Annotated in this window: 12 protein-coding genes; 1 reads left to right on the top strand and 11 read right to left on the bottom strand. The window is 47.1% G+C overall.

Features of this window, described 5'->3' with window-relative positions; genetic code table 11:
• Position 1: 1 nt before the first annotated feature.
• The 4 genes from QQL36_RS20135 to rmuC form a co-directional block, all read right to left on the bottom strand.
• Positions 2 to 3,613: a response regulator gene (locus QQL36_RS20135; protein WP_321566583.1), complete on the bottom strand. Its 3,612-nt coding sequence runs from the start codon at positions 3,611 to 3,613 to the stop codon at positions 2 to 4.
• A gap of 225 nt (positions 3,614 to 3,838) precedes the next feature.
• Complete coding sequence (locus QQL36_RS20130) at positions 3,839 to 6,049, bottom strand: transferrin receptor-like dimerization domain-containing protein (protein WP_321566582.1); 2,211 nt, start codon at positions 6,047 to 6,049, stop codon at positions 3,839 to 3,841.
• A gap of 88 nt (positions 6,050 to 6,137) precedes the next feature.
• The gene (locus QQL36_RS20125) at positions 6,138 to 6,830 is read right to left on the bottom strand and encodes a basic secretory protein-like protein (RefSeq protein WP_083721799.1); all 693 of its coding nucleotides are present in this window, start codon (positions 6,828 to 6,830) and stop codon (positions 6,138 to 6,140) included.
• 78 nt (positions 6,831 to 6,908) lie between these two features.
• On the bottom strand, positions 6,909 to 8,306 hold the full coding sequence (gene rmuC / locus QQL36_RS20120; RefSeq protein WP_083721800.1) for a DNA recombination protein RmuC: 1,398 nt from the start codon (positions 8,304 to 8,306) through the stop codon (positions 6,909 to 6,911).
• 312 nt (positions 8,307 to 8,618) lie between these two features.
• Between rmuC and QQL36_RS20115 the strand changes: the two genes are divergently transcribed.
• Positions 8,619 to 9,233, top strand: a complete 615-nt coding sequence (locus QQL36_RS20115; RefSeq protein WP_083721801.1) for a porin family protein — start codon at positions 8,619 to 8,621, stop codon at positions 9,231 to 9,233.
• Between the two features lie 2 nt (positions 9,234 to 9,235).
• On the opposite strand, the gene QQL36_RS20110 is transcribed toward QQL36_RS20115, so the two are convergent.
• From QQL36_RS20110 to QQL36_RS20080, 7 genes are all read right to left on the bottom strand, one after another.
• Complete coding sequence (locus QQL36_RS20110) at positions 9,236 to 11,587, bottom strand: glycoside hydrolase family 127 protein (RefSeq protein WP_083721802.1); 2,352 nt, start codon at positions 11,585 to 11,587, stop codon at positions 9,236 to 9,238.
• 78 nt (positions 11,588 to 11,665) lie between these two features.
• On the bottom strand, positions 11,666 to 13,348 hold the full coding sequence (locus tag QQL36_RS20105; protein WP_083721803.1) for a DUF885 family protein: 1,683 nt from the start codon (positions 13,346 to 13,348) through the stop codon (positions 11,666 to 11,668).
• Positions 13,349 to 13,368: 20 nt separating this feature from the next.
• Entirely contained in the window at positions 13,369 to 14,598 is a 1,230-nt protein-coding gene (locus QQL36_RS20100; protein WP_321566581.1) for an FAD-dependent oxidoreductase, read from the bottom strand.
• Between the two features lie 93 nt (positions 14,599 to 14,691).
• Positions 14,692 to 15,693: a 4-hydroxyproline epimerase gene (locus QQL36_RS20095; protein ID WP_083721805.1), complete on the bottom strand. Its 1,002-nt coding sequence runs from the start codon at positions 15,691 to 15,693 to the stop codon at positions 14,692 to 14,694.
• 180 nt (positions 15,694 to 15,873) lie between these two features.
• Complete coding sequence (locus QQL36_RS20090) at positions 15,874 to 16,269, bottom strand: hypothetical protein (protein ID WP_321566580.1); 396 nt, start codon at positions 16,267 to 16,269, stop codon at positions 15,874 to 15,876.
• Positions 16,270 to 16,440: 171 nt separating this feature from the next.
• Positions 16,441 to 17,778: an alkaline phosphatase family protein gene (locus QQL36_RS20085; protein ID WP_083721807.1), complete on the bottom strand. Its 1,338-nt coding sequence runs from the start codon at positions 17,776 to 17,778 to the stop codon at positions 16,441 to 16,443.
• Position 17,779: 1 nt separating this feature from the next.
• On the bottom strand, positions 17,780 to 19,189 hold the full coding sequence (locus tag QQL36_RS20080; protein WP_321566579.1) for a hypothetical protein: 1,410 nt from the start codon (positions 19,187 to 19,189) through the stop codon (positions 17,780 to 17,782).
• Positions 19,190 to 19,193 lie beyond the last annotated feature (4 nt).

Genomic DNA, 19,193 nt, shown 5'->3' with positions numbered 1-19,193 from the left:
TTTAAGCGTTACGGGAATTATCGTACAACCATACTCTTAATAAGGATACCAGCTGGTCTATATCTACCGGCTTTGAAATATAATCGGAAGCTCCCGCACGGATACATTTCTCTCTGTCACCGACCATCGTCTTGGCTGTCACCGCCAGTATAGGTAAGTGGCGATACCTGGCTACCTGTCGGATCTGGCGGATCGTTTCATATCCATCCATTTCCGGCATCATCATATCCATCAGCACAATGTCTACCTCCCCGTTATTTTCCAGCTGCTGCATCGCATCTTTACCATCCAGCGCCGATACGATCTTCATTTTATGTTGTTCCAGTGCCTTGGTCAGGGAGAAAATATTACGTACATCATCATCTGCTATCAACACCGTCTTACCATTCAGTACTTCCTTCAAACTACCCAGTTGCTTACGGCTGGGTTTCTGTCCGCCTTTTTCCTCTACCAGGTGAAGGAACAGTGCTACCTCGTCCAGCATACGCTGGTAAGAATGCGCCGTCTTGATCACAATACTGTCCGCATACTGGCGAATGCGTTGCTCTTCTGCACGGGACAGGTTCTTACCTGTGAAGATGATGATGGGCAGATTCTCAAGCCCCGGGTTATTCTTCACTGTTTCCAGCGTTTCGTACGCATGCTGGTCTGGTACCCCCATATCCAGGATCACACAGTTCACATCCTGCTTTTGCAGGGCGGTGATACTGCTGCTGATATTGCCCGTGATTTCTGTACTTACACTGAAGTTTTCCAGGAAGTATGCCAGCGCCTGCGCATGTTTCGGATTCTCTTCTACTATCAGTACCTTCTTAGGGCCTTTGCTCAGGGCTTCTTCCAGTTGCTGGAATATGCGTGGCATCTGCTCCAGTGCCAGTGGCTTATTGATAAAGTCTACCGCCCCTTTCTGTAAGCTTTCACGCTTCGCATCCATACTCGATACGATGTGTACCGGAATATGGCGGGTAGCCGGATTAGATTTCAGGGCATCCATCACCTGCCAGCCACTCTGTATAGGCAGTACTATGTCCAGCAGGATCGCTACCGGTTTGTATTTCAATGCCCATTCCAGCCCCTGGTCACCTCTTACTGCCACAATCCCTTTATACCCACGCTTACGGGTAAAGTCGAGCAATATGCGGGCATAACTCGTATCATCTTCTACTATGAGGATGATCTTATCATTCGCGGTAATATCGTTTCTGTCATCAGGTATTTCTTCCGGAATATCAGTCGCGATAAAGTCAGCGTATTTATTAACAGGTTGCTGCGCTTCCTGCCATACTTTTTCTGCTTCTTCCTGTGTAGGTTCTGGTATCACATTCTTCTCCATTTCCTGTGGACGTATGGGGATGATCACCATGAATTCACTGCCATGTTCAGGTTCTGAATCCAGCTTCAGTTCACCATGTAGTAACTTCGTCAGTTCACGACTGATGGAAAGACCCAATCCCGTACCACCGTACTTGCGGCGGGTAGAACCATCTGCCTGCTGGAAGGCTTCGAAAATCACCACCTGCTTATCTTTTGGAATACCGATACCGGTATCTCTCACTGCAAAACGTACATAGCCCGGCTGGTCAGGCATCAGGCCCACCTGCAGGGTCACACCTCCTTTGGCGGTAAACTTCAGCGCATTGGAGAGCAGATTTTTCAGGATCTGTTCCAGTCGCATTTTATCCGTTTCGATCAGTGCCGGGGCATCTGCCAGGATGTTTACATTGAACGTGAGGTTCTTTTCTCTGGCGATCGGTGCAAACAGGGATTCCATGTCTGTACAGATCTCGTGTACCGGTACATTGGCCATTTCAAGGTCCATCTTACCAGCTTCGATCTTGGAGAGATCCAGGATCTCATCGATCAGGTTCAGCAAGCCCTTGCCGGAGCTCTGGATCACACGGGCAGATTCTATCTGATCGTCTACCAGGTTGCCTTCGTTGTTTTCAGCCATGAGACGGCTCAGTAGCAGGATGGAGTTCAGCGGGGTACGGAGCTCGTGGCTCATATTGGCAAGGAACTCTGATTTGTATTTCGTGCTCACTTCCAGTTCCTCTGCCTTTCTCTGGATTTCCAGGTTACGCTCTACGATCACCTGATTTCTATCTTCCAGCATGCGGGAGCGCTCTTCCAGTTCCTGGTTCGCCTGTTGCAGTTCCTCCTGCTGTACGCGGAGTTCTTCTTCAGAGGCTTGCAGTTTCTGGGCCTGAGCTTCCAGCTCTGTATTGATATTTTCGAGTTCGGAGTGTTGGGTTTGCAGTTCTTCTGACTGTGCCTGTGTTTCTTCCAGCAGTTCCTGCATACGACGGCGGTTTTCGGCCGTGATGATGGCGAGACCAATGTTGTGGCCTACTTCTTCCAGGAACGAGATATCATTTTTCGTATACGGAGTCAGGCTGGCCAGTTCGATCACACCTTTAATTCTGCCTTCGAAATTGATAGGCACTACGATGATGCCGGCAGGTTTTATTTCGCCGGAAGCATAGCTGATGCTGATGTTTTCAGGCGCCACATCGGAGAGTAAAATCGTTTTGGCACTGGCGGCACATTGACCTACCAGCCCCTGCCCCAATTTGATCTCTGCTCTATCTGGCGTTGGTACGAAAGCATAGCTACCGGAGAGCCACATTCTCCTGTTAGAGTCGTTTATATATAAAGCGCCTACCTGGCTATGGGTATATTCAGCGAGGAATTCGATAATGTGTGCAGTGAGCACCTCTACCGTCTTCTCTCCCACCATTTTATTATTCAGTCCTGCTACCCCGGTCTGGTGCCACTCTTTATCGTTCAGCAGGTTGAAAGAGGTTTCAAGGGAAGCCGCCATTTTATTAAGCGAGAAAGACAGACTGCCCAGGCCATCTTTTTCTTCATCATTCACTCGGGTTGCATAGTCGCCTGCCGAAATCTTCTCAGCAATATTTTGAATGATATCGATACGACGGGTGATTTCCCTGTCTTTTGCTTCTAAAGCATGCTGTAATGCTGTACGGAGTTCGAAATCCCGTTTTACCCTTACATAAAATACGGAAGTGATCAGCAAGGCCAGAATGGCTGCGATCACAATTAGGATGGGCGTATAGCCGGACACACGGTTCAAACGATCAGTACGTGTCAGTAACAGCGATCTTTCCCTGGCTTCCATCACCTTCACGATATTACGGGCATCGTCCATGATCATACGACCACTTTGCAGGGTATCATAGCTGATATTCCTGCCCATTTTTTTTGCCTCTACTGATCTTTGAAGGAGTGCCTGTCTCCTCATAATGAGGAGTCGTAACTGTTCTATTGAGGTTTGTTGTGGAGGATTATCCACAGTTAGTAGCCTTACCTGTTGCACACCTGCTATTGCACTGTCGTATGCTCCCCTGTAAGGATCGAGAAATTCATCATTGCCTGTAAGCAGGTAGCCTCTTTGTCCTGTTTCCCCGTCCTTCATGTAGGAGATGGTGTTTTCAAGACCCTGGATTACCTGATTGGTGTGGTCTACCATTGCAGCACTTTCCATCAGGTTTTTAATACTGAAAAATGATGCGACGGAGCTGATGATCAGCAGGAATAAGGATAAGCCGAATCCAATTAGCAAATTTCTCCTGAAAGTAGAACTAGTTTTCATCCATTCGTTGTTGTGCGGTGTATAAGCCCGTAAATATAGTGCCACATTATATACAAGTTGCAAAAAAACGAGGGCATATCAAAAGTTAGATATACCCTCGTTTAATTCGGATACCTGGTGGAGCCAGATTCCATTTGATGCGTTTCTCAGGAGTTTCATTTAGTTATGATACCCCTCGTTTCTTTTGCAACTAGCGGCCGGCTTGAAATCTTTTCGATAGCGGCTTTAAATCTTTTCTAAATAAGCTGCCAGTTTGTTGATCGCACCTGCTACTATGATAATCTGTTCCTGTGCCTCTTTCCAATCTCTTTGCTCTATCGCCTCTCTCACACCCGGTACCGTTTTCACCCCATACCCGGTATAAAAACCCGGTGCATAAATAGCGTGCTTATACCAGTCTCTCCGTGGCAAACCATTCGCTACCAACAGCTGTTGCTCCGCCTGATACAATGCCTGGTTGATAGCTGCCTTATCCCCTGTTCCTGCTGCCTTTACATTCGCATGGTGCGCGGCTGTATCCAGCGCCACCAATGCATTCTGCAATGGAGAGAAATCCAGGTAAGGTACCTCCGCCTTTGTAGCCGGCGCCTTTACCTTTTCCTGCGGATCTGCTGCCAGGTCGTACTGGCGGTTCCGTATCAGTTCATTTTCGATAGCCGTATTTTCTCTCATGGTCGTCACCAGTGCATCCAGTTCCTTTACATATCCTGCAATGGTTTTTTGCAGATTGCTGAAGTTGAAAGGTAGTACTGGTGCATCGGCCAGCCGTAAGGCTGCTCTGCCTGCGGTTTGTGCCAGCGCTACGCCGTAGGCAAATTCAGGATCACCGAAACGACGATAGTGATCCCAGCTATCAAAGATAGAGTGGTAATCCCCCCCTTCATCTTCTCCACCAAAACCGATATTCAGTGAAGGCACCCCAAGGTGCTGTAAGAAGGAGGAATAGTCAGAGCCGGAACCCAGTGCACTCAGGGTAAGCTGTTGCTGTTGCAGCAGGTCTTTCTTCGCTTTGGCATTACCGGCTTTTAACACATCTGCCGCTTTTTTGCGTTCATAGATACTCACTTTTGTCTGCGGATCGGTCACTGTCTGTGCTATATCCGCCACCAGTGGTTCCAGGGCATGCGAGCCACCTGCATACAAAAAGCCACGGCCGTTGCCATCACTGTTGATGTAAGCCACCGCTTTCTGTTGCAGCTCCTGCGCATGATCTTCTACCCACTCAGTAGATCCCAGCAAACCGGGTTCTTCGCCATCCCAGGCACAGTACACCAGTGTACGTGCAGGTTGATAACCATCTTTTACAAGTTGGCCGATGGCCTTCGCCTCATCCAGTTCTGCCGCCATACCACTGATTGGGTCAGACGCCCCGTTCACCCATGCATCGTGGTGGTTGCCCCTGATCACCCATTGGTCAGGGTATTTGGCGCCTTTTATTTTGGCGATCACATCATATGCAGGTACTAATTTCCAGTCAAAAGCCAGTTCCAGGTGCACTTTGCCAACACTGGGCCCTATGTGGTAGGTAATGGGCAATGTACCTCTCCACGCCGCCGGTGCTACAGGGCCTTCCAGGCTTTTGAGCAAGGGCTGCGCATCGTGATAACTGATGGGTAATACTGGTATTTTCAGGATGGTTGGTGCCTGTGTTCTATCCAGCCTTTTTGCAGACGCCGTAGCCCCGGTACCCGGTGTGAGCGGGTCGCCGGGGTAAATTACCATGTCCATGACTGATCCCCTTTGCACCCCGTATTCATTTTTATAGGCACCCTTAGGATATACATCCCCCTGGGTATAACCGTCATCCGCCGGATCTGAATAGATGATACACCCGATCGCCCCATGTTCGTAAGCGACCTTAGGTTTGATACCTCTCCAGCTATGTCCGTATTTTGCAATGACGATCTTGCCTTTTACATCCACCCCCTGTCTTTCCAGCCACTCATAATCTTCAGGCAACCCGTAATTAACAAATACGAGTTCCCCGTTGACATTGCCGTCTGCGCTCCATGCATTGTAGGTAGGCAACTGTCCCTCCTGTGCAGAAGTGCCGTCCTCTTTCAATGCAGGTTCTTTTAGTACAGCTTTATAGGGAGTGGGACCGGTTAGTTCCAGCACTCTTGTTTTTGGCGTAGGAAACAGCACCTGGTAGGAGACGATGTTCGTTTCAAAGCCATAACTTTTAAATTTGGCAGCAATGTCTTCAGCCACGGCCTTTCCACGGGCAGAGCCTATATGATGTGGGTAAGCAGAAAGCGTCCTGATGTTATCTCCGATGGCCGCTGCGGAAAGCAGTTTGTCGAAGCGGGTCTCCAACTGTAGCTGTGCGGCAGATTCACTGCTGTTATAACCAGTGATTGGTTTTTGCTGTGCTGTCGACAGCGTGGCATAGCTCAGGAAAACAGACAATACACAAGTAATACTACGGGTTTGCATGTATGTTTTTTTTAGTTGATAAAAGGTAATAGCAAATATACTATATTAATTTAGTAGACTAATACTCTTTTTCAACATGGGCCAACGGCTACAAGGCCGGATTTGCGGCATATTCGCTCCACAACTCATCCACAGTCTTACCGGTCAGTTCCTTCCAGATTCCGTCTGTGTAGGTGTTGGTGCGCATCGCCTTGTCCAGTTTCAGGACCATGTCTTTGCGTTTGTTCTTTTCCAGCCAGATCAGGAAGCGGGCGGTGACACGATAAGCATTTTTGTAAGACTGCTTTTCGTTGTATTCCGGCAGGGTCCATTTAGCACCGGCATTGTCTACCCCCATGGTAGCGCGTACATAATCGGCAATGCCTTCCGTCAGCCAGCCTGGGTTATACTCCGGATAGGCCTGTACCACATGCATCCCTTCGTGTGTTACTACATCGATATCACCGGGGTGCTTACGGAACCATTCCGGGTTGAAAGTGATCACTGAACCACTGGTAGCGGCAACGCCGTCGTAGGCAGGGTCGATAACGAAATCTACTTTCTTTACCGTGTGCTTGTTGTACTTCTTCGCTTCGGCCGGATAGACGGTGAAGAAGGTGCTGATCAGCCGCGCTTTAACTGTGGAGTCGAGGTCAGGACTCTTATCTGTAAAGACAAGGGTGTAACCTTTACGGTTGATCGTTTCTGTTTTGTCCTGCGCCCGGGTTGATGCCGGCAGCAGGGAGGCGGATAGGCATAGCAAGCCCATAGTTCTTTTCAGACCTTTAGTTGAGTAGACCATTTTACGTGGGTGGTTTAGTAATTAAAATGCGTGCCGGTGCTTAAACACCGGCACGCCACAAAATAAATAATTTATATTCTAATTTTCGAGAGTTTCATTATCCATTCCTTCCTCACTCTCGCCTAATTGTTCCGGCAAATGTCTGACCGCCGTCTCTACCGCCTTCACCTCCGGCATAGTATTCTTCAGCGCAGGGCCTAAATTATACAGTTTCTTCGCCTGCGGTACAAACCTGCTTTCCAGGCTGGCGACTGCATTATTATAATGCCCGACTGCCGACGTCAGACTACCTCCTATTTTTGTAAAATGCTGCACCAGTACATTCGTTCTATTGTACAGCTCAATCCCCGCATTCCTGATCTCTTCGATATTCTCTGCCACATGCAACTGCTGCCATACAAATCCTACGGTACGCAGTAATGTGATCAGTGTGGTCGGTGTGGCAAATACTACCCTGTTCCGGATACCATCTTCAATCAAAGTAGGATCTGCCTGCAAAGCTGCACCAAAAGAAGATTCTATCTGCAAATACAAAATAACATAATCCGGTGAATGACTCCACTGGCTCCAATATGCTTTTGCACTCAATTTTTTCAGGTGATCCCGAACCGCCAATGCATGTTGTGCAAACAGCGCCTTCCTCTCATCTTCATTATCCGTCTCAAACGCTCTCATATAAGCACTCAATGGTACTTTTGAATCCACCACGATCGTCTTCCCCTCCGGCAAATGAATGATCATATCTGGTCTTAACTGCCCCTCATCGCTGTTTACAGACACCTGCTCATTAAAATCACAATGCTCTGTCATACCAGCGAACTCAACTACCCTACGCAAGGCAATCTCCCCATACTTACCACGTATATGAGAGGTCTTCAACGCACTCACCAGGCTATGTGTCTCCTTCTGTAACTTCTCCGTACTTTGCTGTACACCGAGTATGAACTGATTGATCTGTCCATACTGTTGCTGCCGCGAACTTTCCAGCTGGCGCATATTATCGTCAAATCGCTGCAGACTTTCACTCAGCGGTTTCACCATGCTATCAATCGCCTGTTGTCTCTTTTCAAGATCACCTTTGGCATCTGTGAGCTGTGTTTCAAGCGCCGCCTTGGCCAGTGTTACAAATGAATTGTTATTATGCTTCAATGCCTCTGTAGATAAAGCACTGAACGCATCCCTGAGTTGTAAATTAGATTGTTCAATAAAATGTTGTTGCTCCCGAAGCCGCGTTTCACGGGCCTCTGCGTCACTATGAAGACGGATATTTTCCTGTTGCAATATTTGCATACGGGCATTCAGCTCTTCTGCCAATGCCTTTTTTTCCTGTATGTCCAGTCTTAACAAATCGACCGCCTGATTACCTGAACCCATCTGACTCTCCATAACGGCAATGCGGGTCCTGTATTGATGTATTGTAAAAAGTAGCCAAACGATGATCGCCAAAGAAAGCACGACAATGATAATAATCTCCATATATATGTAAAAAGGGAATTTTGTGCAATAATAACGAAAAATTAGCGAGCGATATTTTTAGGCTATTCGGAGATTAAATTACAACTTTCATAGATAACTTTTACCCATTAATCCCATTATGTCTGATCTTTTTAAACTCAATTCGTGATAGGGTATCTAAAAATATCGACAAACTTTAATTTAATTATAATTAGGTATTATGATGAATTACGTAAGTTTGCCCGCGAATAAATTTTAGGTTATATTTTAAAGGGTGGAGCCTTTTTTCAACCCTGAAAAATTTATAAAATTGTCAAATAGCAAATATTATCTATGAAAAAAGGATTATTACTGGCAGGTGTTTTATCACTGTTTATTGGAACGGCTTCCAAAGCGCAGACATTTCATTACGGTTTAAAAGCCAGCCTGATGTTTTCCAGTATTCAAGGAGATGGCATGCAATCAGGGGTTAAGCCAGGTTTCCAGGGCGGTCTGTATGCCCAATGGGATCTGTCAAAAGACGGTAAATGGGGCTTCCAGCCTGAATTACTCTTTACTCAGGCGGCAGCAAAGAAAGCAAGTAGCTTTCCTACTTACTTCGTTTCAGACAGGAACACGTATGGCAACGATAAGTTAAGACTCAGCTATGTGACTGTACCTTTGTTACTGCGTTACAGTCCGGTTAAGAACTTCACCCTCCTCGCAGGTGGTCAGTACAGCTACCTCGTATATGCTGATGAAAACATATTCAAAGGCAACAGAGATGCACTGACCAAGAGCGATATCGGTGCGGTGGCAGGTGTACAGATAGCAGTATCTACCGTACATTTCTTTGGCCGTTATGTGTATGGCATCAACGATGTACTGAATGTACATCCGGCTGATCGTGGTGATGTACACTGGCATTCTCAGCAGATCACAGTTGGAATGGGGATCAACATTAAATAATGTCAATCCCTCATCATTCTGATCGTACCATATACCGGGCCCGTACTATTGTGCGGGCCTGCTTTCATTGTAACAGTTACCTGTTTTTTACCCTTCGTTAACTCCACCGGTATCGTATATACAATTTCGTAGAACTTACTCGCTTTGTACTGGTTCAGATCCTCTGTCGCGACCTTCACCCCATCTATCAGGATATCAAATTTGCGGTAACGGTTATCCATTCCCCAGTAATTGCATAGCAAACTATTGGTGGCTGCAGGATCTGTTTTCATAGTGAAAGCCAGGTAACCATCTTCCTCTGTCGCTCTCCATTTACGCCCATGCTCTTCACCATTCAGGGTCTTTTCGCCACCAAAGTTGTGGTCTCTTTCCGGCTGCATCTCCCCTACTCTCAGCATGTCTACCGTCTTTGCTTCTATCTGTTGCTGACGTTTCTTTTCACCCTCATATTTTTCCTGTTGCACTGCCCAGGTTTGCGGGGTAAAAGCATCCCAGTATACACTGTAATATTCTTTTGAAACGGTATTGAATGGCACCAGTGTCAGGTCTTTGGGCTGGCCGGTTTGCGTAGTGTGGAATACCAGCGGCTGATCGCTTTTCACCCAGTTATTTGGGTTGTTGTCAGCTGTAACGAGTACAGGAATACCCGTCACCGGATCGGGTTCTGTATTGCCCAATACACCTGCTAAAACAACAGGGCCGTAGAACAGGGCGATCCTGTCAGGATTGTCTGGCATACTTTCTTTGTACACGTTCATGGGCAATTGCAACGTGATCTTATCTCCGTTTTTCCAGCTACGTTTTACAATGATGTAACCATCTTTGCCCATTGTCACACCTTTATCTGTTTCTCCATTCACTGCAATCTGCCAGCCCGGTTGTACCCAGCGGGGTTTGCGGATGCGCACGGCAAAGGTGGATGGTTCTTTTGTATTGATCGTCAATTCTACCTTATCATCTGCAGGCAGTGAAGTAGATTGTTCTATAACTACATTCTTCTCTTTCCATTGCAGGCGTGAAGGGATGAAGAGGTTCACATACAGACTGCCATCGGCCCCCTGAAAGTAAATGCTCTCGCCATACTTCACATGGTTTTCCATTCCACTGCCTACACAGCAGGTAAAGGTGTTGAATGTATCACTGAATTCTTTGCGGGTACCCATCCGCAAAGGAACAAAGTAACACATCATACCATCTGCATGATTCTGTGAGGCAAGAATATGATTGTATAAAGCTCTTTCATAAAAGTCCATGAAATGTGCATCCGGTTGCAGGGAGAAGAGATGACGGGTTAGCTTCAGCATATTGTAGCTGTTGCAGGTTTCCATGGTATTGTCGGTGAGGTAGTCGTTCAGCTTATCCTCAGGGCCCAGGTATTCGTAGTTACTGTTACCACCAGGTGCATAGCTGTGATGTTGTGTCACCGTGTTCCAGAAGAAACCTGCGATCACACTGTCTTTCTTTTTACCCGTTACTTCATAGCGACGGATACAACCCAATACCTTTGGTATCTGTGTATTGGAATGCTTGCCGGGCAATACATCCAGTTGTGCTGCGAGTGAATCAAGAATGCGTACATCGTGGAACTTGTATGAAAGGTCCAGGTATTTCTTTTCTTTCGTGAGCGTGTACGTATTCACCAATACTTCATTCATACCACCATATTCGCAAAGCAGCATTTTCTGGATCAGGGAATCCGGCAGGTGATTGATTTCTTTTGAAGTCCAGTCAGCCATTTTCTTTTCTACAGTGAGTGCTGTGTTGTTATTGCAATACAGGTAGGCATCCAGCAGACCGGCCATGATCTTATGTACGGTGTACCAGGGAGACCAGCCACCATTCAGGTCAAAACCACGGCTTTTAATTTTGCCGGCAGCTACCTGTGCCCATACGGAGTCTTCCCCCGGTATGGCGCCCAGGTAGCCTGTTTTGCGGGCTTGTTGACATTCGTCCAGTTCCTGTACGATATAATTTACTTTGTCGAGAAAACGCTTGTCGCCAGTGGCTGCATATTCCATGGCACAGGCAGAAAGATAATGCCCTAAGGTATGTCCTGCCAGTCCGGAATTTTCCCAGCCACCATATCGTTCTCCTTTTGCTTTTAATCCTGCATGTACCCGAAAGTCGGACAACAGCCGGTCAGGCTCTATTACCAGCAGAAAGCGCTCATCTGCTTCCATGGCCTGTTTAAATGGGCCTGCGGCAATGCTCACATCTTCCAGCGGAAACGTATATGCCTGTAATTTTACAACAGGCTTTACCTTCATCTTACCGTTGTCTTTCATAGGAGAAAAAGACTGTGCGGAACAAAAAGCTACCGGTAGCAACAAGGAGAATATAGCGGGTATTTTCATGCGTCAAAGTCGTTTAATGGGTTAATAGAAGCACCAGTTTGTTGATTTTAAAATCTTGCGTCAATGCCATTTAACCGGTTAATAGAAGCGCCAGTTCGATTTAAAATCTTTAGTGATCGTTTTGTTTTCGAGGATCACCCTGATCATCTCTACTGGCAACATATTATTTTGCATAATCGCATCGTGGTATTGCTGGTAAGTCATCTTACCACTGTCTACCAGTTCTTTTTTCAGGGCCATGAATTGCAGGCCACCAATCATATACGCTACCTGGTAGAGCGGACTGTAATCACCTTTGAAAGAACGGCGTACTTCGCCGGCGGCATTGGCTCTTTCATGCCCGACCCTGTCTACGAGGAAGTCGATACATTGTTGCGGCGTCCATTTACCAAGATGGTAATTGAGGGAAAATATAATCCTGGCACAGCGATGCATTCTCCAGAAGAGCATGCCTACGCGGTCTTCGGGTGACTGCGGAAATTTCAGATCCCACAGCAGCATTTCCCAGTAGAGGGACCAGCCCTCTATCCAGAAAGGGGTTTCAAAGTGACGATACGTCTTATAACGGTTGGTCATAAATTCCTGTAAGGCATGCCCTGCAAACAGCTCATGGTGCACGGTAGCACGGGAGAAGTGTGGGTTGTTGCCACGCATACTCATGAGTTTATCTGCTTCTTCCATATCGTTCGTAGGATAGGAAATACTTAGCTCCTCACCTCCTGTAAAGAATGGATTCACCAGCTGACGCTCAGGCGTCATCATGATCATGCGCCAGGTTTCTTCTGCCAGTGGTGGAATGGTCACGAGGTGGTGGCCTTTGATGAAGTCTACAGATTCGTTGTAGAGTTTCATAATGGCTTCCGGTTGATCGCCGGCAGGTACATAAGTGTTCTTTACTTTTTCCAGTGCTTTGTGCCAGTCATCGCCAAAGCCCATTTCACGGCTGGCTTTCAGCATTTCTTTGTCACAGAAAGCGAACTCCTTGTTAGCGATATCGATCAGCTCTTCAGGAGAATAGGGGATCAGTTCAGTTTGTAACTGACGGATCAGTTCTTCTCTGCCAATAGGATGACCGGTAATGCCGCTGCCATCGTCTTTAGTACCCGGAGCTTGTTTCATTTTCGTTCTCCATGCATTGGCATAACTGGTCAATGCAGAGTCGAGTTGTGCATAGGGAGCAGGTATCCACCAGGTGAACAGGGGATCATAGGCATTGTAAAAGGTTTGAATGCTATGGATCGCTTCCTGCAGACCTTTGGTTACCTGCTCGCCTCTGCGCAGCAGGTAGATGTTGAGGTCTGTATTATTGGTTAACTGTTTTTCTTTTTCCTTGATGGCGAGGGCCATTTCTCTATAGGTGCCTGCCAATGCCTGCGCATCCTGCTTGCCACCTCTTCTTCTGATCTTTTCAGCAGCGTAAATTTTGTCAGCTATGGGAAACCAGGGTGCCAGTGTTTTTACCTGTGTACTGGCTTCGTCCAGGTGGTAAATATTTTCTTTGAGTTTTGTGCGGAAGAGGATGTAGTCAACTTTGCCATCAGTGGTGAGTGCATCGAAGTTGACCGCTTCCAGTTGGGCCAGGTAGTCGTTGTTGAATGTTATAAAGCGGGAATTTTTTTCCGGTGATTCATCGATCTGGTAAAAGCGGTATAAGCTGCCCCTGTCTGCTTCGTAGTGAATGAGCAGATCACTGATATCCTTCTGTTGTGCCCATACGGGCATGGTGGTCCCCAGCATCATCGAGAGAATGAGTCTTTTCATGTATAATGAGTTTGTATATGTTAGAATCGGTCTACCCTGAACGGTGTGATATCCATGGATAACTGATCGCCGTTGATAATTTCGCTCACGAGCTTACCAGTGGCGGCACCCAGGCTGATACCCAGCATGGAGTGACCGGTGGCCACTGTGACATTCGGATAGTTTTTCAATGTACCGATATGTGGCAGACCATCTGCGCTGCAAGGGCGATAGCCATACCATACTTTATCCTGCGTGGGTAATGGAATGTCGTAAGCAGGGAAATATCTTTTCACTGATTCGAGAATGCCCTGTACTCTTTCCATACGTGGAGGCGTGTTCACAGGGGTGATTTCCATGGTACCACCAAAACGGATCTTATTGCCATTCATCGGGGAAATAGCTACGCGGGCTTCGCTGAGGATCACAGATCTTCTTACTTTCCATGGTGCGTCTTCGTAGGTAACGGAGTAGCCACGACCTCCGACCATGGGTATGTTCAGGTTTAAAAGCTTTGCTAATTCCCCACTCCATACACCGGCGGCGACGATGATATGGTCAGCTTCTATATTGCCTTTGCTGGTGATAACGCCGTTTTTAGTAAACCCTGTCACTTCCCTGTTACCTTCGAATATGACGCCTTTACTTTTCAGGTAGGTGATCAGGCTGGACATCAGCTGGTTTGGATAGAGCTGAGCATCGCCGGGAAAATACACCGCACCGAGGGCCTTGATTTCCGTATCGGGTTCCATTTGTTGTAACGTTGCTTTGTCTATGAGTTGTGCATCGATGCCCAGTTCTTTAGCAGCTTTGATGGTGTGTTCAGCATGGTGAGCGCTGGCTTCGCGCTGGAAGAGTTCCAGCATACCGGTAGGGTCATAGCTGAATTCCAGGCCGGGTAGTTTCGTCCATTCTTCATAGAGATGTTTGCTGAGTAAAGCGATGTCTCTTAAAGGAACGGCGGATTTCTCTACATGAGATGTAGTGGCGCTTTTGTAAAACTGAAGTCCCCATTTTACAAGGCTGCTATTTAAAGACGGCTTGATGTAAAACGGGCTTTTTGAATTGAGCATCCATTTGAGGCCCTGCCATACGATACCGGGTGTAGCGAGGGGTACGAAGTGGCTGGGACAGATATAACCGGCATTGCCATAAGAGCAGCCGTTGAGCATGTCGGTACGATCTACGATAGTGATATTGTGTCCGGCGGATTGAAGATAAAGTGCACTGGATAATCCGATGATGCCGCCGCCTATGATGATGATCTTCATTTCGTTTAAATTTTTTATGTTTTTGTCGCCTTCCGGGCGACAAAAACATTCCCGCTTTTAGGCATCGCCCAAAGGGCGATGCCTAAAAGCTAATTACAATACAGTAAACCCATATGCATACGGATCATCCTCCGGATCTATTGAGATCGTATTATATCCATAAATCCTTGCCCATCCCTCAATACCCGGTCTGATCGCAGGCATACCACCTACCGTCGTTTCCTCTTCTATAGTACCAATAAACTTAGAACCGATGATACTCTCATGAACAAAAGCATCTCCTTTCTTCAGTTTCCCTTTTGCATACCACTGCGCCATGCGTGCCGAGGTACCGGTACCACAGGGGGAGCGGTCAATCGCCTTATCACCATAGAAAACAGCATTCCGTGCAGTAGAAGTTGGATCCAGCACACGACCCGTCCAGAGTACATGTGAGCAACCGTTGATGTGAGGATTATCAGGATGTACGAAAGTGTATTTCTCATTGATTCGGGTTCTCAATTCACGCGCCCAGCTAATCAACTGAGAAGCTGTATAATGTTCCAGCCCCGGGAAGTTTTCCTGCACATCTACGATGGCATAGTAATTCCCTCCATAAGAAACATCTACTTTCAGTGGGCCCAGATCAGGGCATTCCACTACCAGATCGGTAGCCGCCAGATAAGAAGCAACATTGGTCAGTTTGACACTCTTTACTTTATTGCCTTCCTGTTTGTATTCGATGATGACCAGGCCGGCGGGCGCTTCCATGCGTACAATGCCTGGAATCTTAGGAGTAATGAGTCCTTCTTCAATCGCAATGGTGATGGTCCCGATCGTACCATGCCCGCACATAGGCAGACAACCACTGGTTTCGATAAATAAAACCGCCACGTCGTTCGACGGGTCATGTGGTGGATACAGGATACTGCCGCTCATCATGTCGTGTCCGCGCGGTTCGAACATCAGTCCTTTGCGGATCCAGTCGTATTCCTGTAAAAAATGGTTGCGCTTATCACTCATAGTGGCGCCATGGAGTACAGGTCCTCCACCGGCTACCAGTCGCACAGGATTCCCACAGGTGTGGGCATCGATACAAAAAAATGTTTTCTTCACGGGTGCTTGATTCTGGTTAATTTGTTTTCCTCATTGGTAAAAATACCGGGTGCATAGGAATGTGTACTCTCAGGTATTGATCAATGATGTGCAAAAATTAACATAAAATCAGTTAGGATGCAATAAAAAAAAGCCCTCCGGGGGCGGGGGGCGAAATATAAGCGGAATATAAAATAACTATTAGTTTTTAGGGAGGGCAATCCTGCCTATTTTGAGATCGTGATAGTCATCAGAGGAATCGATCATGAATTCGATCTTTTCTATCTGATCGATATTTCCAAATACAACATCCACATACCACAGGTGGCGTAGCGCACTGTCCACATCCTGGTCGTAACGAAGGGTCACGCCGAGGGTATCGCTTACTTCCGTGACGATGAGCCGGAAAGACTCCATACTATCGGCATTCAGCCCGATAATGGCCTTTACGGAGAGAAGTTTCTTTCCTTCGGCGTCAGCAATAAATTCCGAGGAAATATAAGGAACGTCATTGCTGATGTGAATGATCTTTTCTGAAGTAGCAATCAGGTCAAAAGTGCTATGAATGATGACTGGTGCAGTCAGTGATTCTTCCATAAAAGGGTGATTTTTATAATGTAAGGTGTAAAAATCATGCCGGTAAAACGAGGGCTGACTAAAAAGGATACCCCTATCGGGTAGGTGGCGGAGATGAAACTACTTTTACGCAATTCTCAGCACCTTCACGTTACTTTTTAGTCAGCCCCGCGCAATGGGTCAACTATTTCCTTATTTCTTCAGGGCGCCGGGATATACCAATCCCTCTGCCTCCTTTAAATCAATCCCTAACAACTTTGCCACCAGCGGCGCCACATCCTCTAACCCAATCTCCGGCAATACCACTCCACTCCCCAAACCAGCTCCACCTGCCACAAAACCGGTTCTGATCTCTTTAAAATCCGGGAAGTAACCATGTGCACCACCTTTCGCCGGCTTCAGCAAAGGCCCGTCTGCATTGTTATTGAAACTAATCCCCTGCTCCCCTGTCAATGCCAGTACTGCTTCCGGATCTGCCTCCATTCTATCGATCGTAGCTTTGTCGATCACCCTGAACAGTTTCTGCTGTGTAGGCGGTAAACCTGCCAGTATTGCTTTCACCTGTTCCAGTGTCTTTGTATCCTTTGGATCTTTCAGGTGTAAAAAAGCCGATCCGCCACTGGCATGGAAGGTGGCCTTCCAGTTGCCACGATCAGCAGTAGTACCCTGCAGACCAGCCTGTGCCAGCCATACATTCGGCGCCAGACTGGAATGGGTATCTACAAAACCATGATCACCTGTAATGATCAGGGCCGCACTATCCTTAATACCTGCCTTTTGCAATGCCTCGATAATATCTCCAATAGCCCTGTCTGCTGCCGCAACCGCTTTGCGCACACCGGGGCCTTCACGACCTTCCATATGCTCAAATTCATCAGTATTTGGCAAATGGACGGCTATCAGGTTCGGCTTATATCTACGGATCAGGTAAGCCGTCATTCTCCCCAGGTTTTCATTCATACTCAGGTAGTGCAGGTCCATATCATTTGCTTCCAGCTGCCCGGTTGCATTTGCCTGGATCTCTTCGAACAATCCTTTTGGTGTTGCATCCTGACTCGTCGCCATTCTTCTGTCGCCCGGCGTTTTTTCTAACCAGGTTTCAGGAATATTATAATCGATATCTGCACCTACAGTTACCGGCCATGACACGGCTGCCGTCTTTAACCCTGCCTTGTGCGCCGCCTGCCAGAGGGTCTGTGCCTTGATCTGGTTCGCATACTTAAACCAGGTACCATTCAGTCCTTTCGGATCAAAAGGCGTATTGTATACAATACCATGTTTAGCAGGCATCACACCTGTGATCAATGTGGTATGCGAAGGATACGTGACGGTAGGAAAAATACCTCTCACTCCTTCTGCATACACACCGTTGTGCATCATCTGCTGCATATTAGGTGCCGGCCATGAAGCATCCATATAAAAATCAGGGCGAAAGCCATCCACACTCACCAGTACCACGTACTTTACCTGCTGCGCCATCAGCTGATGGCCGCATAGAAATATTGCAATGGATAATATAAACTTCTTCATATTAATTAATAAATGGGAAAATATAAGGAGATGTCTTGTTCTCAACCAGTACCTTGTTCATATCATACTTCATGGTCACAATGCCGGATGCAGTATCATTTGTAAAATCATCCATTCCTCTTGCCCGTGGAATGAAAGAAGGGATCTGCGCCACGATATCGGCATCACTCACATTCGTATTGTTCAGCTGCTCTGTTTGTGATACCGGGAATTTAATACCAAGGTCTGTCATACGGCGACCTTCTGCCATAAATATTTCCTGACGCATGCGGTACAACAGGTACAATAGCTCATCCTGTGTAGTGGCAGCATCCAGGTCAGTAGCAGTCACCTTTGTACCCGATACGGTATAAGCTGTGATATTCCCTGCCTGACGATTCAGGATATATCCACTGCGGGTATTATCAGCAGCATCAAACTTCACTAATTCAGCGGTTAGTGGATAGTCGGTCCTGTTACCACCGTTACGTGTTTCCTTACTATCGTTCAGCGATACGGTAGGACGGTTTGCGATAACAGATGAGAGCAGGTCTTTCAGCGTAGTCCGGGCAGTGCTCAGGTCATTGCCGGCAATCGCAGCTTCAGCTACAATCAGCCACGCTTCTTCTGCTTTCACGATAGTTACAGGTTTCTGATCAGCTGATGCTAAGCCCGTGTGGTAATATTTAGGATCCAGGAAATCCAGTCTTGGTGATGGTGCAAACTCATTGTAAGTAGAAGAGAATACATACGTCTGCATATCATTCGTCACACTGTTAGTACCATCATATTTCACCTGTTGCAATAAAGTAGGGATACTCATGGCTGTCTTAGCAATCGCCACCGCACTGTCCGCATTGCCCAGTGAATAGAATGCACGTGCTTTCAGCAGTGTATATGCCATTTGTGCGGTACTACCAGCATCTGCCAGTGTAATCGCACTATTCAGACTCGCAATGGCCAGGTTCAGGTGTTCAGTAGGCGTCAGCACACGACCTTTCTCACTACCCGGCAAGCCTACAAACAGTTCCCCGCTCAGGATATGCGCATACCCTGAGCTATAATACATCTCCGCACTATCCGAAGCAGTAGAAGTAACGTCGCCCGGCAATACCTTGCTCAGTCCATACTCTGCCATGGTACGCAATATGGCGATCTGTGTCTGCATATTATTGACATCCGTATCATAATAGTCGATCTGCGGAATATCGAACACTTTACTACTCTGTGTGCGGTTGTTATAGTAATTGTCCGATACCAGTTCTGAGCTTACCACTACCTGATTCATCGTGAGTGCCAGCTGTCTGCTCACACCATTTACCCAGCTGCTGGCAGCACCGGCATTGTCTACATATACATCATCTGTAATATTCGGGTTCAGTACATTACAGGCACTGGCTCCGAGTAAAAGGAATATAAAGAGTTTTTTCATCGTT

This window comes from Chitinophaga sp. LS1, from assembly GCF_034274695.1.
Lineage (GTDB): Bacteria > Bacteroidota > Bacteroidia > Chitinophagales > Chitinophagaceae > Chitinophaga.
The sequence above is the reverse complement of the archived record's forward strand: the minus strand, read 5'-3'. Positions and strand labels throughout refer to the sequence as shown.

Bases quoted from the DNA above. Each gene is read 5' to 3' on its own strand.
- QQL36_RS20135 (WP_321566583.1), bottom strand. From the start codon at position 3,613: ATGAAAACTAGTTCTACTTTCAGGAGAAATTTGCTAATTGGATTCGGC.
- QQL36_RS20130 (WP_321566582.1), bottom strand. From the start codon at position 6,049: ATGCAAACCCGTAGTATTACTTGTGTATTGTCTGTTTTCCTGAGCTAT.
- QQL36_RS20125 (WP_083721799.1), bottom strand. From the start codon at position 6,830: ATGGTCTACTCAACTAAAGGTCTGAAAAGAACTATGGGCTTGCTATGC.
- rmuC (WP_083721800.1), bottom strand. From the start codon at position 8,306: ATGGAGATTATTATCATTGTCGTGCTTTCTTTGGCGATCATCGTTTGG.
- QQL36_RS20115 (WP_083721801.1), top strand. From the start codon at position 8,619: ATGAAAAAAGGATTATTACTGGCAGGTGTTTTATCACTGTTTATTGGA.
- QQL36_RS20110 (WP_083721802.1), bottom strand. From the start codon at position 11,587: ATGAAAATACCCGCTATATTCTCCTTGTTGCTACCGGTAGCTTTTTGT.
- QQL36_RS20105 (WP_083721803.1), bottom strand. From the start codon at position 13,348: ATGAAAAGACTCATTCTCTCGATGATGCTGGGGACCACCATGCCCGTA.
- QQL36_RS20100 (WP_321566581.1), bottom strand. From the start codon at position 14,598: ATGAAGATCATCATCATAGGCGGCGGCATCATCGGATTATCCAGTGCA.
- QQL36_RS20090 (WP_321566580.1), bottom strand. From the start codon at position 16,269: ATGGAAGAATCACTGACTGCACCAGTCATCATTCATAGCACTTTTGAC.
- QQL36_RS20085 (WP_083721807.1), bottom strand. From the start codon at position 17,778: ATGAAGAAGTTTATATTATCCATTGCAATATTTCTATGCGGCCATCAG.
- QQL36_RS20080 (WP_321566579.1), bottom strand. From the start codon at position 19,189: ATGAAAAAACTCTTTATATTCCTTTTACTCGGAGCCAGTGCCTGTAAT.